Raw genomic sequence first — 25,156 nt, forward strand, 5'->3', positions numbered from 1 at the left:
AAAAAAATGTAAGCGGCTTATTTCATGACATCCACATGCTCGGCCAGGGTTCTGGCATGCGTGATCAGCACATCGCGTTCCGGCTTGCTCAAGACATCCATCAAGAGCTTGACCTTGTCTATGTAGTCCGGCATCACTTCGTCCAGCTTTTGCAGGCCGGCAGCGCTCAGGCGTATCAAAAATTTGCGCCTGTCATCGTTATTGATCAGCCGCGTGACCAGACCTTCACGCTCCAGCCCGTCAATAAAGCCTGTCATGGTGCCTTTGGTGACACCGGCTTTGTCCGCCAGATCAGAAGGCGATGACGTAAAGTCTTCCTGACGCATGAGCAATACCAGCACCCACCAGCGGCCTTGCAGCAGATCATGCTTGCCCAGCAGCTTGTCCAGCGCATCGGAAATATCCGAAGCGGCGCGCAGCAAGGCGACAAAATCCGAGATGGCTGATATGTCGGTTTGCGGGTAGCGCTGGACGAAACGTTCCAGACTTTTGGAGGTAGGAAGTTCTTTGAGAAGTAACATGGAATTATATTAGTATGGCTCCATATTAAATGCAATAAAATTCTTTTTGATGCCGAATTAATAGCTACTGTGAATGATGACCTTACCCGTACACATGGGGATTAATGTTGTGTCTGGGCGAATGAAAAAACTGACGATCGGGCGAAAGTCGATGCCTGCGACAAGCTTTGCTCATCTGCTTGCAGAGACCCACGCCCGGCATGCAGATGCCTCAGGAAAGATCAGCCCAGGTTTTATCCAGGCGTTTGACCGACACCGGGAACGGCGTTTTCAGCTCTTGCGCAAACAATGAAATACGCAGCTCTTCGATCAGCCAGCGATACTCCTGCAGGGCGGGCGGCACGGGCTGGCCGCTCTTGCGCAGGCTGACCACGCGCTCTTCCCAGCGCTGCCAGACCTGTTGCACCGCTTGCGCATTGCGCGTGTCGCGCTCGATACCGCCGGGGTATTTCTCCAGCCGCAGGCGCAAGCCCTTGAGATAACGCGGCACATGCTGCAGGCGCTCCCATGGCGTCTGGCTGAAAAAGCGCTTGTATAACAGGCGCCCCAGTTGCTCTTCCACTTCTTTTTTGAGGCGTGCCATGGGGCCAGGCAGGCTGCCCAGCTTTTGCATCAGCGGCTGGTATTCGGCGGCGATGGCGGCGGCCAGCCGACTGGCGCCCTCCACCACCGCAGGTAGCCGGGTGCGGGCGCGCTGCTTGAGGTTCATGAAGTCGGCATTGCTGCGCGGCAAGTCGTCCTCGCCGATAAAAGCGCGGTCGGCAATCGCTGTCAGCATGTCGTCGCGCAGTTCGTCTGGCGTCATCAGGTTGCGCAGCAGCAATGCGTATTGGGTAAAGCCCGGCAGGCCTTTCTCCAGCTGCTTCATCTGTTCTTTAAGCTCAAAGCGCATCAGGCGGCGCACGCCAGCTCGGTGCGCATCTTCGGCAGCAGCGGCCGTATCAAACAGCTTGACTGCCACACTATCCTGCTCGTCTTCAATCGCCGGGTAGCCGGTGAGCTGGCGACCATCACGGCTGAAGGTCAGGGTCTTGGGCAGGTCGCCAAAGTCCCATTGCTTGAGCCCGCTCTTCTCGATGGAAGGCGAACTGCTGCGGAAGGTGAGCTGGGCGGCCTGCCCCAGCTGTTGTTTAAGCGCGGTCCAGTCGCGGCTCATGCCCAGCTCGCGGCCCTTTTCATCCACCACGCGGAAATTCATGTGCAAGTGCGCAGGCAAGGCCTCCACATTCAGCTCATCGGCTGACATCTTTAGCCCGGTGCGCTGCTGAATGTAAGTAATGAGCGCAGGAATCAGGGGCGAAGCACCAATCTGCGCCTGCTCCAGAAAGCCCGTCACAAACTCCGGCACCGGCACGCACACGCGGCGTAGCGTCTTGGGCAGGGCCTTGATCAGCGCGGTGAGTTTCTCGCGCAACATGCCAGGCACCAGCCACTCGGTGGCGGTCGGGTCCAGCTGATTCAGTAGCGCCAGCGGCACGGTGGCGGTCACGCCATCCAGCGGATGCCCCGGTTCAAAGCGGTACTTGAGGACGATCTCGGTGCCATCCAGCGGCATGGATTCGGGGAACTGCGCTTCGGTGACGCCTGCCGCGCCGTGGCGCATCAAGGCATCACGCGTCAGATAAAGCAGGCGCGGATTTTCACGCTCGGCCTCTTCACGCCACTTTTCAAAGCCCGCGCCATTGATGATGCCCGTCGGGATAATCGCATCGTAAAACGCGAACAGCGCATGCTCATCCACCAGCACATCCTGGCGGCGCGCCTTGTGTTCCAGCTCTTCGATGTCGGCAATCAGGCGGCGGTTGGCCTCAAAGAACGGCGCGCGCGTGTCGAATTCCATATTCGCCAACGCTTCACGTACAAAGATTTCGCGCGCCTCCTGCGGGTTGATCGGCCCATAATGCACACGCCGCTTGGGGATCACCGTCAGGCCATATAGGCTCACGCGCTCCCACGCCACCACCTGCGCCGGTTTGCGATCCCAGCGCGGATCGGTGTAATGGCTTTGCGTCAGGCTACGCGCCAGCGGCTCTATCCAGTCCGGCTCGATTTTGGCAACACAGCGCGCATAGAGCTTGGTGGTTTCCATCAGCTCAGCGGCCATCACCCACTTGGGGCGCTGTTTTTTCAGGGCCGAGCCGGGGGCGATATTGAAGCGGATGCCGCGCGCACCCTGATAGCTTTCCGATTCGCCGTCCTTGAAGCCGATATTGCCCAGCAGGCCGGACAGCAGCGCCCGGTGTACCTGCTCATAGGAGGCTTCTTTGTCGTTGAGCTTGAATTCCATGTCTTCGGCGATTTCCAGCAGCTGGAAATACAGCTCGCGCCATTCCTTCATGCGCAGGAAAGACAGGAAATTCTGATGACACTTGCCCAGCAATTCCTTGTTGGATTTCTTGGTTTTCAACGCTTCGTCGTAAAACGCCCACAGCTTGAGGAAGCTCATGAAATCAGACTGCTCGCCCGCAAACTTGGCGTGCGCCTGGTCGGCCGCTTCCCGTTTGTCCATGGGCCGTTCGCGCGGGTCCTGGATCGCCAGCGCACTGGCGATAATCAGCATCTCCTGCAGGCAACTTTCTTTTTTGGCGGCCAATATCATGCGGCCCACCCGCGGGTCCAGCGGCAAGCGTGCCAGCTGGTTGCCCAGCTCGGTAATCTGCCGGTCGGCATCCACCGCGCCCAGCTCCTGCAACAGCAGGTAGCCATCGGCGATCAGGCGCGAACTCGGCGCCTCGATAAACGGAAAGTCATTCACATCGCCCAGCCGCAGGGCGGCCATGCGCAAGATCACCGAAGCCAGTGAGGAGCGCAGAATCTCGGGGTCGGTAAACTCGGAGCGGTTATTAAAATCCTCTTCGTCGTAAAGGCGCACGCAGATACCACTCGACACCCGGCCGCAACGCCCTGCGCGCTGGCGTGCAGCGGCCTGCGAGATTTTCTCGATCTGCAGCTGCTCGACCTTGGCGCGGGAGCTGTAACGGTTGACCCGCGCCAGGCCGGTATCGATCACGTATTTGATGCCGGGCACGGTGAGCGAGGTTTCGGCCACATTGGTCGCCAGCACGATGCGGCGGGCGCCGCCAGTACGGAAAATCTTCTGCTGGTCCTCTATCGACAGCCGGGCAAACAACGGGAGGATTTCCACATGTTTAAGCTTGGGCGAACGGCCCTGATATTTGCGCAGATGGTCTGCGGTGTCACGAATCTCGCGCTCGCCCGGCAAAAACACCAGGATATCGCCCTCGCCCAGCCGCATCAGGTCATCGGCCACATCCAGAATGGCTTCTTCCATGGCCTCTTCGGCATCGTCTTCTTCCAGCCAGCGCGATTCCACACGCGGCTTGCGCTTGATGCCCATGAGGTCCTGCCCCAAGAGCTCCAGATCATCCTCGTCTTCCGGCTCGGGCGTATTTTCCTTGGAACTGAAGCCAGCCTTGCCCAATGGCCGGTAGCGAATGTCCACCGGATAGGTGCGTCCGGATACCTCGATCACCGGCGCTCCGTCAAAATGCCGCGAGAAACGGTCGGCATCAATGGTGGCCGAGGTGACAATCACTTTCAGATCAGGGCGTTTGGGCAATAGTTGCTTGAGATAGCCCAGCAGGAAATCGATATTCAGGCTGCGTTCGTGCGCCTCATCGATGATGATGGTGTCATAGGCATTGAGAAACCGGTCGCCCTGCGTCTCTGCCAGCAAAATGCCGTCCGTCATCAGCTTGATATAACTGCTTTCGGAGAGCTTGTCGTTAAAACGCACCTTGTAGCCCACCGCCTGGCCCAGCGACGAATTCAGCTCCTGCGCAATGCGCGAGGCCACCGAGCGGGCGGCAATACGCCGCGGCTGGGTATGGCCGATCAGGCCGCTGATGCCACGACCCAGCTCCAGGCAAATCTTGGGCAGCTGGGTGGTTTTACCGGAGCCGGTTTCCCCGCAGACGATCACCACCTGATGTTTCTGAATGGCGGCGGCAATATCGTCCTTTTTTCCGGATACCGGCAGCTCGGCTGGATAATCCGGCTTGGGTAACCCCGCTTTACGCGCTTGCAGGCGCGCGACAGAATCACGCACGCGATTGGCCAGCTCGGCCAGCAGCTTGTCGGGAGATTTCTGCTCAGGCTTCTGCTGATCCAGCTGCGCTCGCGCCTGCTGCAAGCGTCGACGCAAAGGAAAACGGTCGGCCAGCATGCACTCCGGCAGCAGTTTCTCCAGCTGGGTAATGACGTGACGGGGGTTGGTGGTGGTATTCATGGCGGTGTTCATAGGTTGGCGCGATTTTAACATGCACGCCCGCTACCCGGCCGCTCAAGATCGCCGCGCAGGTTTCGCTTTCGGACTTGGCATGGCCTCGCGCAGCATGGCGCCCCGCACTTCAAAGCGTGCCGACTCACGCAACTTGCCGCTGGCATCGTGCAGGCTCAGCACATGGCGGCCGGGCATGGGGAACCAGGCGTAGCGCAGGTCTGCTACCGGTGTATTGGCGGCCTGTGTGTTGGCAGCTTGAGTATTGATCCCCGGCAAGGGGCGCGGCGATGGCATCTTGACCGGTGCCACCCGTTTGCCATCCAGCCGCCAATGCCAGCCTGCAGGCAAGGCCGGGCTTGCCTTGAACACCACCCGCTGCAGCGCGGGCGGTATTTCAGGGTCGAGCGCGATAATCGAGCCCTGGGCGGGGTATGCAATGCTCACCAGTTGATTATCCGCCTGGGCATACCCGCGCTGCTTGTTCTGGCCCGACATACTCGGGCGCACGTCATCCCCATCATTGCTCGCCCGCACCAGCGCAAGCTCGGTGCCTTTCAGAAAGAATTCCTGCCGGGGCGGCTCAATTGCAGGCTGAAAGCGCACCTGTTGCTGCAGCAGTCCAGCTGGCAGCGGGCGCACGACCGGCGCCAGCAAGCGGCCATCGGGATGGGTGTGCAGATAATCCATCACGGCACGCCAGACCGGCGCCGCGCCGCTCACGCCTGACACATCATGCATGGGCGCGCCATTGGCGTTGCCCACCCACACGCCCACCGTGTAACGCGCCGTGTAGCCCACGCACCAGTTATCGCGCATGTCCTTGCTGGTGCCGGTTTTCACTGCGCTCCAGTAGCGCGTCGCCAGCGCCGAATCCATGCCGAAGGTATGCGCACGGGCATTGTTATCGGCCAGGATGTCACTCACCACATAACTCGCGGCGGGCGAAAACACTTGCATGGGCTTATGCGCGTTGCCTTTGCTGGCGGATTTGGCCCATTGCATGCGCACCCCACTGTAACGGCCCTGATTGGCCAGCGCCCGATAGGCATTGGTGAGATCGAGCAGGCGCACATCGGCCGCGCCCAGCGCCAGGCTGTAGCCGTAATAGTCCACCGATTCCGTCAGCGTGCTGAAACGCAATTGCTGCAGGCGCGCAAAAAAGCGATCCGGCGTGATATGCAGCAGGCTGCGCACGGCAGGCACATTCAGCGAGCTGCCAAGTGCCGTGCGCAGGCTGACCGGGCCCATGAACTGCTTGTCGTAATTCTGCGGAATGTAATCGCCATTGCCGGTACGTATGCGCACCGGGCTATCGTCCAGCAGCGAGGCGGCGGTCAGCGCCCGCATATCCAGCGCCGTGGCATACAAAAACGGCTTGAGGGTAGAGCCCGCCTGGCGTTGCGCCAGCACGCCATCCACCGCGGGCGCGCTCGACAAGGTATCGCTGGAACCCACCCAGGCCAGCACTTCCCCTGTGCGATTATCCAGCACCAGTACCGCGCCATCCTGCACATTCTGGTTTTCCAGTTGCAGCAGGTTGGCGCGCAATTGCCGGGCAGCGTATTGCTGCAAGCGCACGTCCAGCGTGCTGCGCAGGCGCTGCCCGGGCTGCTGCAATAATTGCCGCGCCAGATGCGGCGCCAGGTTGGGCATGGCAGGCTCGAATGGCGCCACCAGTTTGAGGCTGGCAAAGCCTTCCAGATCAGCACACGCACGCGCCTGCTGCATCTGCTTTAGAAGCTGGCAGGCACGCTCGGCCACGCGGGCCGGTTTGGCATTGGGCGCGCGCAGCAGCACGACGGCAACGGCGGCTTCCCGCGCATCCAGCGCCTCGGGGCCCTTGCCAAACAGGCCCTGGCTCATGGCGGCAACGCCTTGCAGCTCGCCACGAAACGGCACCAGGTTGAGATAGGCTTCGAGAATGTCGGATTTTTTCCAGGCATGGTCCAGCTGCAGGGCATCGGCCGATTGCCCGAGCTTTTGCACCAGGCTGCGGCGGCCATGCACGGCATCCTGCTCCAGCAGGCCAGCCAGCTGCATGGTGATGGTGCTGGCGCCGCGCGTGCGGCTATCCCACAGATTGCGCCAGCTGGCCGAAGCCACCGCCAGCCAATCTATGCCCGCATGCTGGTAAAAGCGCTGGTCTTCGGAATACAGCAGCGCTTGCAGCAAGGCGGGCGACATGGCTTCCAGCGGTGTCCACTGCAAACGGCGCACCTGATGATCCAGCCGCAATTGCTGCAACACCTGCCCATCGCGCGCCAGCAGCCAGGCATCGGAGGCCCGGTATTGCGCCTTGACTTCAGCATAGCCGGGCACGGCCGCCGCCATGCCCGGCAGCAGGCCAAGCAGCAAGCCTAGCGTGGCAAGCAGTACCCGCTGGCGGGTCTGTCGCTGCGGCTTCGTCTTTTGCCCGGTCAGGTTTTGCATCGTCGCGGCCAATGTCCTGCGGCCCTAGCGCACATCCAGCCTGGCATTGGGCAGCTGACCAAACACCTCGGGCGCATACATGGCCTCTACCCGCGTCGGCGGCAGGCTGAACGTGCCGGGGTTATTGAGCCGCACGGTGTATTCGTACCAGAAGTGCCCCTGAGGTGCGAACGCGTAATACGCCCGGAAAAACGCCAGTCCGCGCTCGGTGTAGCTCGGTGCCAGGGTATCTTCATTGGCCTGGTTTTCACCGGCCTGGGCAATGCGCGAATCCCGGGCGGTATTGCCCAGAATGCTGGCGCCTGCCGGGATCGGATCGGTCAGTACCACCCAGCTGAGGTCATGCTGGCTGTCGACATCCACCCGGATGCGCATCAGGTCGCCACGACTCCACTGCCCCGGCACCTTCTGCTCAATCGCCGTCACCCGACGCTGGATGCGGTAGCCATTGCTGGCCGGTTTATCGGGGATAGCCGCCGTCACCAGCAGATTGAGCCAGGGTTTGCCGGTGCCAGTATGGGTCACTTGCAGAGGCGTGGTCGGTGAAGACGCCCATGGCAGGAACAGGCTGGCCGCCGTGGCATCTGGGCCGGTAGTCGCGGACTGGGCGGGCCAGTCGTAACGTTTTTGCTGCGCGCCCAGCGTGGCTTCGGTCAGCCCGCTTACCGGCTCGGACTCAAACTGCTGGCTGAATTTATGCAAGCCCAGACGGCCCCAGGCATTGGACAGCGTGGTATGCCAGTGGCCCTTCTGCTGGCGCATGAGCGCACCGCGCAGCATGGCAGGCATATCGGCCTTCCAAGCCGGATCATCCATCAGCAAGGCGGTAAGGCGCGTGGCATTCACTTCGCCATCCACCATGGCCCACCACCACTGGTCATTCTCTTCGCCGTCAAAGCTCAGGCGGCCACCCACGTTCTGCAGGCGGTTGCGCAACTCGCGCGACACCTGCTGCAGGCGCTCATCGCGCTGGCTGGCATCCGGCACGTGGCGCAAGATGGCATACCAGTCGATCAGACTGGTTGTCGGCATCTGGATGGGCTTGAACTCAAACGCATCGAGCGAACGGCCATGCACACTGCCGGTATACGACAGGGCCGCCAGCGCCGACAGCCGACGCTCGTTCAGGTAACGATTATTGCCGCCATACCAGCCATGCGGCTGGCTGCGCCCCTCGACAAAATCCAGCAATGCCGTGCGCATGCCCTGCTCCACCGAGGGCGGCAAGGTCACACCATTTTCATACGCCATGGTCAGCACATAGGCCGTGAGCGCATCGCTGCCGTATGGCATGCCGGGGAAATACGCCAGATAGCCCTGCGCATCCTGATAGCCCGCCAGCTGTTTGGCGATGGTTTGCCAGCGCGTGGCGTCCATGAGGCCAGTGGCTATCGAGGTCTGCTGCTCCAGGCAGCTGAAGGGATAAGCATTGAAGTAGCGCTCGATGCCTGCGGTCTGCTGCCCGAGGCTGGCACTGAGCTTGAGCTGCAGCCCGCCCTTGCCGGGGATGGCCCCGGCAGGCAAGGTCGTCGGTAGATTCAAGGCCTGCTCCAGCTGCATGAAGCTGGCCTGCTGCACGGTGACCGGCACGCGCGGCAATACCTTCTGCGGAATCTCCAGCCTGTCCAGCAGCTTGCCCTGATCATCCAGCGCTTCTATGGTCCAGCGCTGCGAGGTGCTGTTATCCGGCACCTCCACCGGCCAGCGCAGCTCCTGAGCGGCCCCGGCAGCCAGCATCACCGCTTGCGATGTCCATGGCTTTTGCTCGGTGCGCGCATTGAGTTTCAGCGACACCGGCTTGGCAGTGGTGTTGCGCAGCGTGATGATGGCCTGATAACGATCGCCTTCACGCACCATGGGCGGCAGGCCGGAGGTCAGCTGCATGGCCTGCCGGCTGACGATTTCCGCCTGCCCGGTGCCAAAATAGCCCTGGTCCACATCGGCAATCGCCACTACCTTGAATGCCGTCAGCGCATCATTGACGCGGAAACGCACCGTCGCCATGCCCTGATTATCCAGCTTGACGCGCGGGTTCCAGTACAACAGCGTGTTGAACAGCTCGCGCGTAGCGAACTTGCCGCCACCGCCGCCTGCAGGCAGCGCCTTCTTGCCATAGTGCCGTTTGCCGACCACCTGCATCTGCGCGCTAGCGGTGTTGATGAGGTAGGCCCGCTCGTCCATCATGTTGTCGAGCAGGTTCCAGCTGCTATTGGGAGATAACTCCAGCAAGGCCCTGTCCACTGCCACCAGCGCCACCTCGGCGCCAGCGGGCGCCGGTTTGCCATTGGGCAGCCGCACCTTGATCTTGGCGGTGACCATGTCGCGTGGGCGATATTCCTGCCTGTCAGTCTGCACCTCCACCTTGAGGCGGGCACCATCCGTCCCCACCGCGATATGGGTCAGGCCGAACTTGAAGGCAGGCTTGCCGAGATCAACCAGCGCCGTGGGCTGTGGCATGCCATCGCGCCAGGCCTGCCACCAGTCCACCGGGCTATGCCAGCCCCACTGGAAGAAGCTGTACCACGGCACCTCGGTCAGGCGCCCGCGCACCGCCAGCACCGAGACATACACATTCGGCCCCCAGCTGTCTTCAATCGGAATCTCCACCACGGCGTTGCGCCGGTATAGCGGACGCACCATGGTCTTGATAATGCCTTCGCGCTCGACGGCGATCAGCGCCGTGGCCTGATGGAATGGGGTATGCACCTGCAACCGGGCGGTTTCCCCGACCTTGTATTTGCGTTTTTCGGGGATCACTTCCATGCGGTCCTGATCGCCCTGCGCATACCAGATATCGGCGGCATCGCTCACCCAGAAGCCGCTCTCGGCCACCATGGGCCGCCCGGCATCATCCACACCGCGCGCCGTCAGGGCAATCTGCCCGCTGCCCTTGATATCCACCTGGCATTGCACCAGGCCCTGAGCATCAGTCACACCTTGGCATAGCATGCCAAGGTCTTCGCTGCCCTGCTCGGTTTCGTAGCTATAAAAGCCGCCGAGAATGCGCTTGCGATGCACAAAATCCCACTTGCGCTCGCCCTGCAAGGTGACCTTGACGCCGGCTTTTGGCTTGCCTGCGGTATCCAGCACCACGGCCTGCACCTTGCGCCTGGCTTGCATGCCCGCCCAATCCTTTACCTGCAGGCCCAGCGCCAGACTGGCTGGCCAGATATCGGTACTGCCCGCCAGCGTCTGTATCTCGCCATTGGGATCAGTAAAGGTCATTTCCGTCTGCAATTGCAGTGGCTGCCCGGCGGCGTTGCCCACGCCACTCACAGGCACTTGCAGGCGACCGTTGCCGAGGCGGTCCAGTTTGACCGCTTGCCGGTCCAGCATCAGTTTCTGTAGCGGCTCGCCGCGCACCTGCGCACCAAAATTGAAGTCCGGATACGCTGCAAAGCTGTACTGCCCTGAGCGCAGCATGGCAGATACCTGCACCTGTTGGCCGCTGGCCGCACCGCCACTCAGGTAATTGAGCGATAGCCGCACCGGAATGGCACTGGCGCCGGCATAACGCATTTTTTCGGATTGCACGCTGCCCTTGTAGGCAGGCAGGCGGAATTCGGACACACGAAACTGCGCAACATAATCCCATTGCCCGGCCATCTTGATGCCATAGCTGCCCATGGGGGCATCCTGCGGAATCTGCCATTGCGTGATGGCATTGCCGCGAGTATCCCATTCCAGCGGAATATCTACCGAGTAGTCGCCACCAATCAGCTCCAGGGTCACGCTGTCAGGCAATGCCTCTTGCGGATAGCGGAAGCCACGGAAATCCTCATCACGGGCAATATGCTTCATCGATACCGTTTCGCCCGCGCGCAGCATGGTGCGGTCGAGGATGGTCTGCATTTTGAGGCCTTGCTGCGGGGCCCAGGTGCGCACATTGAAGCGCCATGGCTCTATGCCACGATCCCAGTCTGACTGCACAAAGGAAAAGTCCTCGCCCAATTTGGCAGTGGCAAAGTACACCCAGTTGCCGGGGCATTTGCGCTGCTCCGGCAGGGCCTCGGGGTAGCTGGCGATGCCTTGTGCATCGGTTTTCCCCTGCCAGAAGCGGTGACCCTGGCAATCGTGCAGGGTAACGTCGGCGCCCGCCACCGGCTTGCCACTTGAGAGTGAAGTCACCCAGACCAGGCTGTTGTCTCGACCAGTCTTGAGGTGCACTGCCATGTCCGTCACCAGCGCCTGGCTGCGGACATACATGGGCTTGGCCTCGCTCAGCAGCGCATTACCCAGCACCTGGCTACGAATCTCCACCACGTAAAAGCCCGGCTTTTGCAGCGGAATACCCACGACTTCAAACGCCTTGCCATTCGCTGGTCTGGGCATGGCACGCTCGGGCTGGCTATCCGGGCGCCCCTGCAGGAATGACAGCTCGCGTGGATACAGCACATCTACATAAGGACGAAACTCTTCCACCGTATCGCCATCCAGGCTGCGCTGCTGCATGCGCGGTGTTGGCCTGTCCACCTGACGGGTCTGGCGTTCAAAGCGGTTGAGATCCGCCATCAGCGACAGCACCTGCTCCGGGTCCTGCTGGCGCAGCACACGCATGCCGATACGACTTTCCATATTGCGGATGGTGACGGGCAGGACGCCGCCCTCTTTCAGCTCCAGCACGCCAAAGTTGGCGGCAAATTTGGCCAACGGCGGCAGTGGCGCCGTGCGCAACCTGAGCGGAAAGCTGCTGGCATTGCTGAGCGTGCGGCCACTGGCATCGCGCAGATTCTTGGGCAGGATCAACTGATAGGCCGCATCTGGCTTGAATGGGCCTTTGAACAGCGCGCTGCTGAGCTGATCCTGGTCTGCCACGCGGTATGAAGCCGCCGCGCCGGGGCGCTGGGCATTGAGTGCCTTGGCACGTGCCGGGCTGATCTCCATTGGCGCTTGCGATTTGCCAGCGCCGTCCAGCCGTATCTTCTCCAGCTGTGCCAGGCTCAAGGATTCACTGAAGCGCAGCTCGATATCGGACAAAGGCGAGCATGGCGCGCTCGGCTTTTCGCGCGTGCAACTCAGCTCGGCACGAAACACCGGCCGCACCTGGTAGGTGACCGACTCGCGTTGCGTGGACTTGCCGCCCGCCATGCTTTCAATGCCGGCATCCCACACCAACTGCATGCGGCTACCCGGCGCCAGGGGACGTTGGCAACGCAGGCCCAGCGCGTTTGACGACACGCCCAGTTGCAATGTTTGGAGCGCCGTCTTCAGCTGCGCGGCAGACAATACCCGCACGGGAATGCGCTCGCTCACGCCTTCCGGTGCGCACCAGGCATGCTGCTCCACGCTTTGCGGCTTGATGGCAAACGGCGTCTCGACGATGAACACCTGATCTTCTTCAATTGGGTTGTAAGACTCCGGCAGCACATGCTTCAACCACGGGCCAGCCATGAAAAAGCGAAACGGTGTCGTCCCGGTGTATGCCTCGCCATCCAGCGACTTGAGATCGCGACGCGGGGTGAACTGGCACTGGGCACCGGCGTCCAGCTTGCCGCTCAGGCGATACACCCAGGTGCGGCTATCCTGCCAGCGCCCTTCTCCCGACACCGGGCAGTCAATGTCAAATGGAGCGGCCGCCTCCGCATCGCCCATCTTCACCATGTCTACATTGAAAATCGCGGTGGCCTGGTTAACCTTGCGCACTTCGCCCTGCGGCGAAAAGTCCCGCACCTCAACAGCGGCAGAGGCTAGCCCGTGCATGAGCAAGCCACTGAGCAGAACGAACATGGAGGAAAATTTCAGCATGAGCAGTGCTCTCCCGGCATAAATACAATACGGCAATAACAAGCCGTTATTGCACAGGGTTAAGGTAAATCTGGTGAATGATCAAACGAGATTAATGGGCATTGCCGCGGCGTTACCTGATCACGCAGTCTTCAAGCCCGGTGTTGCCACCCTTGAATTCCGGCTCGAAATAGAATTTGTGAAAGCGCCATTTGCCTGCCTTGGTTTTTTTTATGACGGCAATCCCCGTGCCATAGTCATGTGTGGTCGGGTCCTGCAGGCCAAAATGCATGGCGACATGGCGTCCATTCGCGGCAGCGTGACCGAGGTAAGTACCGTAATCCGGTACTTCGAGCTTGAAATCATAACTGGCATAAGGCGCACGGCTGTGCTCGGGCTTGAGGGTCATGGTCACGGTGCCGGTATAAGCACCTTCGTGCGCATCCTGCCCGGTGCATTGATAAACTCCACTGAAATCCTCGCCGGTAAATTTTGCTTGCGCCTGCAGTGGCAACAACGCGATCAGGATAGTCAGACAACCCAACGTAAAGCGCGGCATAAAGCTCCCCTTCATAATGGCAATGCGTGATAGTGATGGTAATGGCTGGCCGCGGCGACAATGAACGCACTGGAACTCACTGGCCTGGGCATTATCGAATTATCATACCTCTACCTGCATGAATAATCTGTAGCAAAAAACGGGAGTCCTCTTTGCATTCTGCCTTTAAACCTGTCGCCTCCGCCCTGCGCTATCTCAATTGCATGCGCCAGCTTTTCACCAGCGCCGTTGTCGCCTGGTTTGCCCACCGCGCCACCAGCAAGGGGGCTGCCCTGGCGTTTTATACGATTTTTTCGCTGACCCCCATCCTGGTGCTGGTGATTGCCGTGACGGGTTATTTTCTGGGAGAACAAGCCGCCCAGGGCCATGTCATCGACGAGCTTGCCATGCTGGTCGGTGAAAGCGGCGCCCGCGTGATCAGCTCGCTGCTAGCAGCCTCCAGCAATCACACGTCGGGCATCATTGCCTCGGTGGTCGCGGCATTGTTGATTTTCATCGGTGCTACCACGGTATTTGCCGAGCTTAAGGCCAGCCTGGATGAAATCTGGGAAGTGGAGAAAGCCGTCGTCAGCAATAAACGCGCATTCAAGCAACTGCTGATCACGCGCCTGACCTCGTTCGGCCTGATCATCATCCTCTCGGCATTGCTGATGAGCTCATTGCTGGCGAGCGCCGGGCTGGGGCTCATCGAGCATTACGCCAACTATTTCCTGGGGGGCTATCTGGATTTCCTGCTGAAGCACATGGCGATTTTCAAATACCTGTCTGCCCTGCTGTCGTTTGCGGTGATCACCGCCATGTTTGCCGTGGTCTACAAGATGCTGCCGGATGTGCGGCTGTCGTGGTCGGATGTGGTGGTGGGAGCCGTGCTGACGGCGCTGCTGTTTGGCCTGGGTAAATTGCTGATAGGCATGTATTTGAGCCGCAGCGGAATTTCATCCAGCTTTGGCGCCGCGGGTTCGCTGATCGCGTTGTTACTGTGGATTTATTACTCCGCGCAGATCTTCTTTTTCGGCGCCGAGGTTACCCGGCAATTTGCCCTCACCTACGGCAGCCTGAAAGAGCAAACCAGCACGCCCTAAACTTCAGCCGGCATGAAGCGGGGGCGCAAATCTTCCAGATTAAGCTCCTGTAGAATCTGCTGCAGCCGCTCGCGCGCATTGCGTCGTGGATTGTTTTTATAACGAGCGATGATTAGCTCGTTTTTCATGGAATGCTCCCAGCCAACCAGCTCGGTCACCGTTACCTGATAGCCATGCGCTTCGAGCTGCAGGCAGCGCAGCACATTGGTGATCTGGCTGCCAAATTCGCGGGTATGAATCGGGTGGCGCCAGATTTCTGATAGCGGCGTTTTGCCGAAGGACTCGTTCTTTCGCTTGCGCAGCACTTCCGCCACTTCGGCCTGACAGCACGGCACTAGCACCATGAATTGCGCCTGCTTTTGCAAGCCGAACTGTATGGCATCATCCGTGGCGGTATTGCAGGCATGCAGCGCCGTCACGATTTCGACCTTGGCAGGCAAGGCCGCAGACTGCATGGCTTCTTCCACCGACAAATGATGGAACTGCATGCGCTCAAATCCCAGCTCCGATGCCAGCTGGCGCGACTTATCCACCAGCTCGGCGCGGGTCTCCACCCCCACGACCTGCCCGGCCGCCTGCTGCTTCATGAAGAGATCGTAAAGAATAAACCCCAGATAGGATTTGCCCGCCCCGTGGTCCACCAGCATGGGCGAAGGATTGCCCTGCATGACCTCCTGCAGCAAAGGCTCAATGAACTGGTAGAGGTGATACACCTGCTTCAGCTTGCGGCGCGTGTCCTGGTTGAGCTTGCCGTCGCGCGTCAGGATGTGCAGCTCCTTGAGCAGGGCGATGGATTGATTAGGGTGAATTTCGGGGATGAGCGTCATGGCGGCATTTTACCACCGTCGCAGATGAAGGCCTGAGGCCTCCGGGTGATAAAAAGCCGGGAAAGGCCAACTCAATGATAAAATACGGGAATTGCAGCACTTTCCTTATTCAGCGCTTACCCCAGCTCAGCGCATCTCATGTACATCGGTGGTTTTAAATAATGGCAATACAGTGGTTTCCCGGACATATGACCTCGGCAAAGAAAAAAGCAGCCGAGACCATGGAGCATATCGATATCGTGATCGAGGTGCTGGATGCACGGGTGCCGGAAGCCAGCCATAACCCCATGATTGAAGAGCTGCGCCTGTTCAGGCAGCGGCCCAATCTCAAGATTCTCAACAAGGCCGACCTGGCCGACCCTGCCGTCACCCAGGCCTGGCTCAATTACTTCAACAAGCAGCCTGGCGTAAAAGCCGTGGCGCTCTCCTGTAAAAAACCGGGTGACGCCGGCAAGATTCCAGGGCTGTGCAAAGCCCTCGCGCCGCATCGCGGCACTAACCTCAAGCCCTTGCGCATGATGATCATGGGCATCCCCAACGTCGGCAAATCCACGCTAATGAATGCCCTGCTCAATCGCCGCATTGCCAAGGTAGGCGACGAGCCTGCCGTGACCAAAAGCCAGCAGCGGTTTGACCTGAATGACCAGATGAGCATCACCGATACGCCCGGCATGATGTGGCCCAAGATTCAGTATGAGTCTGACGGCTACATGCTGGCTGCCAGCCATGCCATCGGCCGCAATGCGGTGATTGATGAGGATGTGGCGGTGTTTTTGGCTGGATTGTTGCTGGAACGCTACCCCACCCTGCTCAACGCCCGCTACAAGATCGATGTCAGCGGCATGGATGCGGTGGATGTGCTGGAAGCTGTGGCCAAGCGCCGGGCTTACCGCTTGAAGGGTGGCGAGTTTGACATGGAAAAAACCGCCATGGCCTTCCTGGTGGACTACCGTTCAGGTGCCTTGGGCCGTATCAGCCTGGAAACGCCAGACACCCGTCAGCACATGATGCAGGCGGCAAAGCAGGCAATAGAAGATGCCGCGGAAGAAGCTGCGCAAGCCAAGGCCCTGCGTTTGCAACAAGACGAACAAGCCGGGAACGACAGTCCAGAACATTAAGTCCTGATCGGCAGGTGGGTCCCGCGCTCAACTCTGGGCAAACACCAGCCGGTTCTTGCCGTTTTTCTTGGCCTGGTACATGGCACGGTCTGCGGCATCCAGCAACTCATCCGCCTCCTGACCGTCCATGGGATAACAGCTGATACCAATGCTGACGCCCAGCAACTGGTGCTGGCCATCAATCGTGAATGGCTGGTTGATGTAGCGAATGATGCGATTGCCCAGGCCGCCTATTTCACTGACCGAACGGTAGTTGTGCACCAGCACGACAAACTCGTCGCCGCCCAGCCGGGCGATAAAATCAGACTCACGCAGGGCATTCCTGAAACGCTCGGTGGCAAACTTCAGTGCAAGGTCGCCGCCATCGTGCCCATGCTTGTCGTTGATTTCCTTGAAGCCATCAAGATCAAGATAGAACAGCGAAAATGGCTGGCCACTGCGTTTGGAAAGAAAAATCTGGCGCCGGAAATAGCTTTCAAAATAGCGGCGATTGGGCAAGCCAGTCAGCGAATCATGATAGGCATCGTGGCTCATCTCTTCCGCGGTGGTTTGCGATGTGGCGGCAATTTCAAACAGCTTGACTGTCTTGTAATAGGCCCCGGTAAACAGGCCGATCACTATCAGCAACAGCAAGGCTGCACCCCCCATGGTCTGCTTGAGGGCGCGCCGCGAATCATCACTCAACTCGGATTTACGGTGCTGTAACAGGACATCAATATCCTCAAGCTGGGCGTCTATTCTTTCCATGATGTTGACGCCGATCTTGGCCGAGTTGAGGTGCGGCGCATACGCCCCTTCATTGATTTCCGTCTGGATAGACGCTTCCGTCACCCGGAGCTTGATCTCGACCATGCGGCTGACTTCATCAAAGCGATGCTTGATGTCGGGCAGCCCGGTCATTTGCTGATTCAGCGTATTGGTGATGCGCTTGATATCCGCCTTGCCCTTACGGTAATGCTCCAGAAAGCGCACATTCTGTGTAAGCAGGTAGCCACGCTGCCCGGTTTCAACCTGGACAATCGCCTTATGCAGCTTGATTGCCTCGATACGCAGCACGTCGGTCTGTTCGGCCATCCGCGAAATATGTACCAGATGGATGGCAGCAAACAGCAATGCGGCCAAGGCTGCACTGAGCAGCACTGACGCCAGGATAAAGGGCCGAATAATCTGTTTTTTATAATCGAGCACGTTGAATATGTCTGCCGTTATGGTTTGCTCTGCTGCGTGTCACTGACTGCTACTCCACGGGAAAATAATGACATTCACATCATAAGGTTGGATACATGATGATCTGATATTGCATTAATATCGGCTGCATCCTCTATAAACTTGATGCCGACAGGCATGCTAAAGCAGATACCAGTCGTGTATGCAAGCTGCCTGCCCTTGATACCCCCCGGCATCGTCATGCAAATTCCATACGGTTGCACGGGTAATCATGAAGCGTCGGCCGTCGCGTGCAATACGAACCCCGGAATAATCATCAACAAACCCATCGCGCGCAACGCGCGCCAACAGGGCTGCACGCGCATCGCGCAACAGAGGCTCTGCCGATAACCTGGAAGGCAGACGGACAAAGCTTTCCCAGTCATAGCCAAACAAGGCCTGGGCTTGCAGATTGGCATAGTTGAATACCGGATCGGCTGCCGTATCGTGCGAAAGTATCGCCACTTCTGCACGATATAGTGATTCAGCCAATAACATCTCATCCGCCTGCTGGGCCTGCGAATCATTTATTAACGGCTTGCCCGTCAACTGCTGATAGCTGGCACACAGCAAGCGGCTTTGGGCGAGAGTAAATGGCGTGTTAATCAAGACTGACATCCGGTCACGCTGCCTGCAGATTAAGCCCTGACAAACTGGAGTACGACACCCCCTGGTTACGCCCGGCTTTTTTGGCGGCATACAGAGCAGCATCGGCAGAGGCCAGCAAGCTGCGGAAATCATATCCCGCCAGCTTGGCGCAGGTAATGCCCACACTCACAGTGAACTGGAGGGTGTTATCCCCGTGCGCGATGCGCAGCGCTTCGACCGACTGCCTGATACGTTCGGCGCACTGAATTCCCTCCTGCTCGGTTTTAGCAGGCAATAGCAGGCAAAATTCCTCGCCACCATAGCGGGCCAGGATATCTTCCTGCCGAGTAAGGGTTTTGATTTGCTGAGTCAGCTGGCGTAATACTTCATCCCCCACCGGATGGCCCCAGCGATCATTGATATGCTTGAAGAGATCGATATCCAGCAGCAGCATGACCAGGCCACTATCGTTGCGGCGCCCAAAGCTGGACAGGCGACGGGCGGCCTCTTCCAGTCCGCGCCGGTTCAGTATCCCCGTGAGTACGTCGTAATGGGCGTACTGCTCAAGCTCGGCGGATTTGCGATAGCTCACCATCATCACCAGGCCAAAGGTCACAAACATCTGCAACATGCTGCCGACCAGCAAGGTCAGCACGTTGGGATACCAGCCCATGGGATGATCGAGGATAGCGCCATGGGAAAAAAGAGCGGTAATGGCACGGTAGATCATCAGGAGCGCCATGCTGGAGAAAATGAACGCCGTGACCTGGCATGCCGTACGCTCGGCCGAAGCACGCTCAGGCTTGATGGAAAACTGGTTGAGCAACCATGCCGAGCCGATATGCAGACAGGCGATGCCCATGGAATTAACAAACACGGTGAGCGGCTGATTCTTGAGGATAGCCAGCGTAAATACATTCACCAGCAACAGGCCGCCGACGGTCAGAAACGGAAAGTAATAGCGGACCTTGTGCCCGATGTAACGTCGTATCCCCAGCAGGCGTATCGATTGGCCGAACACCATCAGCGACAGGATCAGGGAAACCCAATGCTCAACATCTTCATAGTGGAACACCACGAACAGCATGGAAAAACTGATGAAGAGATTGCCAGTAGCCCAGTATTCGGGACCTCGGATACCATGAAAACGCATGAAAATAAGCAGCGCCGACATGCAGAATGTCAGCAAGGTGGCCATGACAACCATGGTCTTGAAATCCAGGCCTAACATTACGGATTCAGTGTCCTTTAATAATTATTTTTTATGTAGATGACACTATGCCACAAGCAATGCTGGCTGGCATCAAAACCCGGTTAAAGCTAAACTTATGCATCTTTGGAAGTACGCGCTGCCCGTTATCAACGGCATCCTCATTCCCCCTGAACCGAATCCACCTGGTGCATGTTAAGCAAACTCAATTCCCCGCAACGTGAAGCGGTCAAATATCTGGATGGCCCCCTGCTGGTGCTCGCTGGTGCGGGTAGCGGCAAGACACGCGTCATCACCCAGAAAATCGCCTACCTGATCGAGCAATGTGGCTACCAGCCGCGTGAAATCGCGGCCATCACCTTTACCAACAAGGCGGCGCGTGAGATGCAGGAGCGTGTGGGTCATTTGCTGGAAGGCAAATCGGCCAAGGGGCTGACCATTGCCACCTTCCACTCGCTGGGCTTGCAGATGCTGCGGCAAGAGGCTGCTCTGCTCGGCTACAAGCCGCAGTTTTCCATTCTGGACTCTTCCGACAGCTACAAGATACTGGCCGATGTGCTGGCCACCACTGACAAGCAGCTGCTGCGCCGCACGCAATCGCAGATTTCGCAGTGGAAGAATGCCTTTATCAACCCTGACCAGGCCAAGGCACAGGCTGACGAAGAGCTGACGCACGCTGCCGCCAAGGTCTACCAGCTTTACCAGCAAACACTCAAGGCCTATCAGGCTGTGGATTTTGATGACCTGATCAAGCTGCCAGTAGAGCTGTTTGAACAGCACCGCGAAGCGCTGGAAAAATGGCAGCGCAAACTCAAATATCTGCTGATTGATGAATACCAGGATACCAATGCCTGCCAGTACAAGCTGGTCAAGCTGCTGACAGGTGTCGAGGGCCGCTTTACCGCCGTGGGCGACGATGACCAGGCGATTTACGGCTGGCGCGGTGCCGACGTGGAAAACCTGCGGCAACTGACCGAGGATTTCTCGCGGCTCAAGGTGATCAAGCTGGAACAGAACTACCGCTCCACCGTACGGATCCTGCGCGCGGCCAACCAGGTGATCGCCAACAACCCCAAGCTGTTTGATAAAAAGCTGTGGAGCGAACTGGGGACTGGCGATCTTATCCAGGTCAGCGCCGCCCGCGATGAAGACCACGAAGCAGAGTCGGTGGTCATGAAGCTGATGGCGCACAAGTTCGAGCACCGCACGCAGTTTTCCGATTACGCGATTCTGTATCGCGGCAATCACCAGGCGCGCATTTTCGAGCAGCAATTGCGCAACCACAAGGTGCCTTATACCGTTTCCGGCGGCCAGTCGTTCTTTGACAAAGCCGAGATCAAGGATCTGGTGGCCTATCTGCGGCTGATCGCCAATGAGGACGATGATCCCGCGTTTATCCGCGCCGCCACCACCCCGAAAAAAGGCATAGGCAACACCACGCTGGAACGCCTGGGCGAATATGCCCGCGACCATCATTTATCCCTGTTTGCCGCCGCGTTTGAGGGCGATTTTCAGCGCGAGCTGGGCGCCCGCCAGCTGGAAGACCTGCTGACCTTCTGCCAGTACATCAACCGGGTACAAGATAGGGCCACGCGCGATCCGGCGGGCGAAATGTTGAATGACATGCTGAATGCCATCCAGTACGAGGCTTTTCTCTACGATAGTGAAGAGCCGCGCGCCGCCGAAAGCAAATGGAAAAACGTGCTGGACTTTACCGGCTGGCTCACCAAAAAGGCCAACGAAGACGAGAAAAACCTGCTGGAACTGACGCAGATGATCTCGCTCATGAGCATGCTGGAAGGCCGCGAAAACGGCGAGCCGGACGCGGTCAAGCTATCGACACTGCATGCGGCCAAGGGCCTGGAGTTCGGCCATGTGTTCCTGATCGGCTGTGAAGAAGGCATATTGCCGCATCGCGAGAGCATAGACACCGACCGCATCGAGGAAGAGCGTCGGCTCATGTACGTGGGCATTACCCGCGCGCAAAAGTCGCTGAACATCTCATGGTGCCGCAAGCGCAAGCGCGCCGGTGAAACCGAGAGCTGCGAACCCAGCCGTTTCATTGCCGAGCTGCCGCACGATGACGTCAAGCATTTCGGCATGCCAGCCAGCGACCCGGCAGCCGCCAAGGAAAACGGCCGCGAACGCATGGCACAAATCCGTGCCATGCTGGCTCAGGCCAAGGAATAGCCGCTAGCCAACTCAATACCGGCCAGCCAGTATGGCCGCAAGCAAGCCGGCAAGCCGGAACATACGCGGGGATAAGCGCCAAGCGGCGCTATCCCTTGATTTGAACACGCATTCATTAATGGCAGGAAACCACCTCATGGGTCTTTGGATGATGGCGCTGGCCGCCGGTGCATTTTGTATAGGCATGACCGAATTTCTGCCCATGGGGCTGTTGCCGGATATCGCGCGCGACTTGCAGGTATCCATTCCAGCCGCGGGTAATCTGGTCACTGTATATGCCATGGGGGTGGTCGTAGGCGGCCCGCTGGTGGTGGCGCTCACCATGCGCTGGCCGCGCAAGGCGACATTGATCGGGCTGATGGGCATATTTACCCTGGGCAACGCCCTGTGCGCGCTGGCACCTAACTATGAATTGCTGGCCTTCGCCCGCATTTTCAGCGCCCTGAGTCATGGTTCATTCTTTGGCATAGGCGCCGTGGTCGCCATTTACCTGGCGCCACCGGGGCAAAGCTCGCGCGCGCTGGCCTTGATGTTCAGCGGCCTGACGCTCGCCAATGTCCTCGGCGTGCCCCTCGGCACCCTGCTGGGCCAGCTCACCAACTGGCGCCTGCCATTCTGGACCGTGGCCGCCTGCGGCCTGGTTGCCATGGCGGCCGTGTGGCGCTTTATCCCCGACATCACCGCCATGCCACGCGCGAACATCCGCGATGAAATGAAAGCCTTGCTGCACCCACAGACCCTGCTGGCAATGGCGATTACTGCAGTAGGGTTTGCTGGCGTATTCACCATCTTTACCTACATCACGCCCATCCTCGAAGATCAATCCGGCCTCAGTCCGCATGCGGTCAGCCTGGTGCTGGTGTTGCTCGGTATCGCCGCCACATTGGGTCTCAATATCGGCGGCAAGCTGGCTGACCGCTGGCTGTTGCCGACCATTGCCGGTTCATTGCTGGGCATGGCGCTCCTCAGCCTGCTGTTTGCCTGGAGCATGCAGTTCACGCTGCTATCTGTCGCCACGGCGTTTATCTGGGGCATGATTGCCTTTGCCGTGGGGCCGGGGTTGCAGACCAATGCCATGCGCCAAGCGGGCGAAGCGCCGCTCATGGCCTCCACCGTTAACCAGAGCGCCTTTAACCTGGGCAATGCCGTCGGTGCGTTTCTCGGTGGTGCCGTGATTCATTTTGGCTTGGGCCTGCAAGCGGTGCCCTTGGCCGCCGCCGTGGTCGCCATTGCCGGTTGCCTGCTTACGCTGTTCAGCATGCGCCGCGGCTGATCCCGCCCCCCTCTAATTAACCGCCTGCGGGTGGTGACCACAAACGCTTAGGCACTGGCGCCCTGCCGGTGCCTAAGCGCTGCGTTTTTACAGCATTTTTACACCCCTCTCCCGCTTCATTACGCCATCTTTACATCGGCCTCAGTAAGCTCACGCCATTCACTGGATCAGGCTGATGACTCCGATGGACATTTTCAACACCTTGCTGATTCTGCTGTACCTGCTGACCAGTTATCTGGTGGCCGCGTACTGCATTTACCTGGGAGCAAAACCATGAACTGGCTTTATGTACTGAGCGGCGCACTTGCCTTGCTGCTGCTTGCTTATCTTTTGTACGCCTTATGCAAACCGGAGAAATTCTGATGAATGCGAATGCCTTGCTACAAGTGGCAATCTATCTGGCAGCGCTGATGCTGCTGACCAAACCCATGGGCCTGTATCTGCATCGCGCCATGGAAGGCCGCCTGCCGGTGCTGGGAAAACTGCTGGGCCCGCTGGAGCGGTTGTTGTATCGCATATCCGGGGTCAACCCGCAGCAGGAGATGGGCTGGAAATCGTATACCGTCGCTCTGCTGCTGTTCAATGGTATCGGCGTGCTGGCGGTATTTTTTCTGCAACGCTTGCAAGGCAGCCTGCCGCTGAACCCGGCGGGGATGGGCGAGATCAGCCTGGACTCGGCATTCAACACCGCCGTGAGCTTTGTCACCAATACCAACTGGCAAGGCTATGCCGGTGAAAGCACCATGAGCTACCTCACGCAAATGCTGGCGCTGGCGGTGCAAAACTTCCTCTCCGCCGCCACCGGCATTGCCGTGGTCATCGCGCTGATTCGCGGCTTTGCCCGTCACTCGGTCGCCACCATCGGCAATTTCTGGGTCGACATGACACGCAGCACGCTGTATGTGTTGCTGCCGTTGTCCGTCTTGCTCGCGGTGCTGCTCATGGGGCAAGGCGTGATCCAGAATTTCAGCCCCTACCAACAGGTGAATACGCTGGAAAGCATCACCTACAGCCAGCCCGCGCTGGATGCTCAGGGCCAGCCTAAGCTGGATAGCGATGGCAACCCAGCGCAGGAAACCATCACCAGCCACACCCAGACGCTGGCCATGGGCCCGGTCGCCTCGCAGGAAGCGATCAAGATGCTGGGCACCAATGGCGGTGGCTTTTTCAATGCCAACTCGGCGCATCCGTTTGAGAACCCGACACCGTTCAGCAATTTCCTGCAAATGCTGGCGATTTTCCTGATCCCGGCCGGGCTCTGCTACGCCTTTGGCCTGATGGTGGGTGACCGCCGCCAGGGCTGGGCGATCTGGACGGCGATGGCACTGCTGTTCGTAGCCATGACCACCGTCAGCCTGTGGGCGGAGCAAGATGGCAACCCCATATTAACAACCCTGGGCGTGGACCAGAGCAGCAGCCCCCTGCAATCCGGCGGCAATATGGAGGGCAAGGAAACGCGCTTCGGTATTACCGCGTCGGCCCTGTTTGCCACCATCACCACGGCCGCCTCCTGTGGCGCGGTCAATGCGATGCATGACTCGCTGACGCCGCTGGGCGGACTGGTACCGCTGTGGCTAATGCAGCTGGGCGAGGTGGTGTTTGGCGGCGTGGGTTCCGGGCTCTATACCATGTTGATCTATGCCGTGATTGCCGTGTTTGTGGCCGGGTTGATGATAGGCCGCACGCCAGAATACCTGGGCAAGAAGATAGAAATCTTTGAAATGAAAATGTCGGCGGTCATCCTGCTGGTCACGCCTATCCTGGTGCTGCTGGGCACCGCGATCGCCGTGATGCTGCCCGCAGGGCTCGCCGGCATTGCCAACCCCGGCGCACATGGCTTCAGCGAGATTCTCTATGCCTTGTCGTCCGCGGCCAATAACAACGGCAGCGCCTTTGCTGGCTTGTCTGCCAACACCCCGTTTTACAACCTATTGCTGGCGGTGGCGATGGCAGTGGGACGCTTCGGCATCATCATCCCCATCCTCGCGATTGCCGGTGCGCTCGCCGCCAAAAAACGCATCACCCCTGGCCTCGGCACCCTGCCTACGCATGGCCCGCTGTTCATTGCCCTGCTGATTGGCACGGTGGTGCTGGTCGGCGCCCTGACCTACGTACCCGCGCTGGCGTTGGGACCGGTCATCGAGCATCTGCAAATGGTGGCTGGCCACTAATGGTTATGCCTTCC

15 protein-coding genes are annotated in these 25,156 nt (G+C 59.2%); 6 read left to right on the forward strand and 9 right to left on the reverse strand.

The features are described from left to right. Positions 1-17 precede the first annotated feature (17 nt). The 5 genes from LG204_RS11960 to LG204_RS11980 all read right to left on the reverse strand — a co-directional run bounded on the left by LG204_RS11960 (position 18) and on the right by LG204_RS11980 (position 13,477). Complete coding sequence (locus LG204_RS11960) at positions 18-521, reverse strand: MarR family winged helix-turn-helix transcriptional regulator (protein WP_230337483.1); 504 nt, start codon at positions 519-521, stop codon at positions 18-20. A 211-nt stretch (positions 522-732) separates the two neighbouring features. Beyond that, entirely contained in the window at positions 733-4,770 is a 4,038-nt protein-coding gene (hrpA, locus tag LG204_RS11965) for an ATP-dependent RNA helicase HrpA (RefSeq protein WP_230337484.1), read from the reverse strand. 54 nt (positions 4,771-4,824) lie between these two features. After that, positions 4,825-7,194, reverse strand: coding sequence for a penicillin-binding protein 1C (gene pbpC, locus LG204_RS11970; protein WP_230337485.1), 2,370 nt, complete (start codon positions 7,192-7,194; stop codon positions 4,825-4,827). A gap of 24 nt (positions 7,195-7,218) precedes the next feature. Beyond that, positions 7,219-12,939 carry an alpha-2-macroglobulin family protein gene (locus LG204_RS11975; protein ID WP_230337486.1) on the reverse strand — a complete coding sequence of 1,907 codons (5,721 nt, stop codon included), beginning with the start codon at positions 12,937-12,939 and terminating at the stop codon, positions 7,219-7,221. 112 nt (positions 12,940-13,051) lie between these two features. Further along, positions 13,052-13,477 carry a hypothetical protein gene (locus LG204_RS11980; protein WP_230337487.1) on the reverse strand — a complete coding sequence of 142 codons (426 nt, stop codon included), beginning with the start codon at positions 13,475-13,477 and terminating at the stop codon, positions 13,052-13,054. Between the two features lie 152 nt (positions 13,478-13,629). Between LG204_RS11980 and LG204_RS11985 the strand changes: the two genes are divergently transcribed. After that, a complete protein-coding gene (locus tag LG204_RS11985) occupies positions 13,630-14,559 on the forward strand; it encodes a YihY/virulence factor BrkB family protein (protein WP_230337488.1) in 930 nt (309 codons plus the stop codon). Here LG204_RS11985 and LG204_RS11990 read toward each other — a convergent pair. Continuing rightward, positions 14,556-15,386, reverse strand: a complete 831-nt coding sequence (locus LG204_RS11990; RefSeq protein WP_230337489.1) for a class I SAM-dependent methyltransferase — start codon at positions 15,384-15,386, stop codon at positions 14,556-14,558. The two genes, LG204_RS11985 and LG204_RS11990, sit on opposite strands and share 4 nt — an antisense overlap. A gap of 161 nt (positions 15,387-15,547) precedes the next feature. On the opposite strand from LG204_RS11990, the gene ylqF reads away from it, so the two are divergent. Continuing rightward, positions 15,548-16,504, forward strand: a complete 957-nt coding sequence (gene ylqF / locus LG204_RS11995) for a ribosome biogenesis GTPase YlqF (RefSeq protein ID WP_230337490.1) — start codon at positions 15,548-15,550, stop codon at positions 16,502-16,504. 27 nt (positions 16,505-16,531) lie between these two features. Here ylqF and LG204_RS12000 read toward each other — a convergent pair whose 3' ends face one another. The 3 genes from LG204_RS12000 to LG204_RS12010 form a co-directional block, all read right to left on the reverse strand. Further along, positions 16,532-17,692, reverse strand: coding sequence for a diguanylate cyclase domain-containing protein (locus LG204_RS12000; RefSeq protein WP_230337491.1), 1,161 nt, complete (start codon positions 17,690-17,692; stop codon positions 16,532-16,534). A gap of 159 nt (positions 17,693-17,851) precedes the next feature. Then, positions 17,852-18,328 (reverse strand): MEKHLA domain-containing protein, encoded by a 477-nt coding sequence (locus LG204_RS12005; protein ID WP_230337492.1) that lies wholly within the window; start codon positions 18,326-18,328, stop codon positions 17,852-17,854. Positions 18,329-18,332: 4 nt separating this feature from the next. After that, the gene (locus tag LG204_RS12010) at positions 18,333-19,529 is read right to left on the reverse strand and encodes a GGDEF domain-containing protein (protein WP_230337493.1); all 1,197 of its coding nucleotides are present in this window, start codon (positions 19,527-19,529) and stop codon (positions 18,333-18,335) included. A gap of 171 nt (positions 19,530-19,700) precedes the next feature. On the opposite strand from LG204_RS12010, the gene LG204_RS12015 reads away from it, so the two are divergent. The 4 genes from LG204_RS12015 to kdpA all read left to right on the forward strand — a co-directional run bounded on the left by LG204_RS12015 (position 19,701) and on the right by kdpA (position 25,142). Further along, positions 19,701-21,698, forward strand: a complete 1,998-nt coding sequence (locus LG204_RS12015; protein ID WP_230337494.1) for a UvrD-helicase domain-containing protein — start codon at positions 19,701-19,703, stop codon at positions 21,696-21,698. Positions 21,699-21,834: 136 nt separating this feature from the next. Next, positions 21,835-22,971, forward strand: a complete 1,137-nt coding sequence (locus LG204_RS12020; RefSeq protein WP_230337495.1) for an MFS transporter — start codon at positions 21,835-21,837, stop codon at positions 22,969-22,971. A gap of 273 nt (positions 22,972-23,244) precedes the next feature. Beyond that, complete coding sequence (gene kdpF, locus LG204_RS14155; protein WP_041362091.1) at positions 23,245-23,334, forward strand: K(+)-transporting ATPase subunit F; 90 nt, start codon at positions 23,245-23,247, stop codon at positions 23,332-23,334. Beyond that, the gene (kdpA, locus tag LG204_RS12025; protein ID WP_230337895.1) at positions 23,334-25,142 is read left to right on the forward strand and encodes a potassium-transporting ATPase subunit KdpA; all 1,809 of its coding nucleotides are present in this window, start codon (positions 23,334-23,336) and stop codon (positions 25,140-25,142) included. Before kdpF ends, kdpA begins: the two co-directional genes overlap by 1 nt. Positions 25,143-25,156: the final 14 nt, after the last annotated feature.

It is taken from the genome of Methylovorus menthalis (genome assembly GCF_020523625.1).
Classification (GTDB): domain Bacteria; phylum Pseudomonadota; class Gammaproteobacteria; order Burkholderiales; family Methylophilaceae; genus Methylovorus; species Methylovorus menthalis.

Bases quoted from the DNA above. Each gene is read 5' to 3' on its own strand.
- LG204_RS11960 (WP_230337483.1), bottom strand. From the start codon at position 521: ATGTTACTTCTCAAAGAACTTCCTACCTCCAAAAGTCTGGAACGTTTC.
- hrpA (WP_230337484.1), bottom strand. From the start codon at position 4,770: ATGAATACCACCACCAACCCCCGTCACGTCATTACCCAGCTGGAGAAA.
- pbpC (WP_230337485.1), bottom strand. From the start codon at position 7,194: ATGCAAAACCTGACCGGGCAAAAGACGAAGCCGCAGCGACAGACCCGC.
- LG204_RS11975 (WP_230337486.1), bottom strand. From the start codon at position 12,939: ATGCTGAAATTTTCCTCCATGTTCGTTCTGCTCAGTGGCTTGCTCATG.
- LG204_RS11980 (WP_230337487.1), bottom strand. From the start codon at position 13,477: ATGCCGCGCTTTACGTTGGGTTGTCTGACTATCCTGATCGCGTTGTTG.
- LG204_RS11990 (WP_230337489.1), bottom strand. From the start codon at position 15,386: ATGACGCTCATCCCCGAAATTCACCCTAATCAATCCATCGCCCTGCTC.
- ylqF (WP_230337490.1), top strand. From the start codon at position 15,548: ATGGCAATACAGTGGTTTCCCGGACATATGACCTCGGCAAAGAAAAAA.
- LG204_RS12005 (WP_230337492.1), bottom strand. From the start codon at position 18,328: ATGTCAGTCTTGATTAACACGCCATTTACTCTCGCCCAAAGCCGCTTG.
- LG204_RS12010 (WP_230337493.1), bottom strand. From the start codon at position 19,529: ATGTTAGGCCTGGATTTCAAGACCATGGTTGTCATGGCCACCTTGCTG.
- LG204_RS12015 (WP_230337494.1), top strand. From the start codon at position 19,701: ATGTTAAGCAAACTCAATTCCCCGCAACGTGAAGCGGTCAAATATCTG.
- LG204_RS12020 (WP_230337495.1), top strand. From the start codon at position 21,835: ATGGGTCTTTGGATGATGGCGCTGGCCGCCGGTGCATTTTGTATAGGC.
- kdpF (WP_041362091.1), top strand. From the start codon at position 23,245: ATGAACTGGCTTTATGTACTGAGCGGCGCACTTGCCTTGCTGCTGCTT.
- kdpA (WP_230337895.1), top strand. From the start codon at position 23,334: ATGAATGCGAATGCCTTGCTACAAGTGGCAATCTATCTGGCAGCGCTG.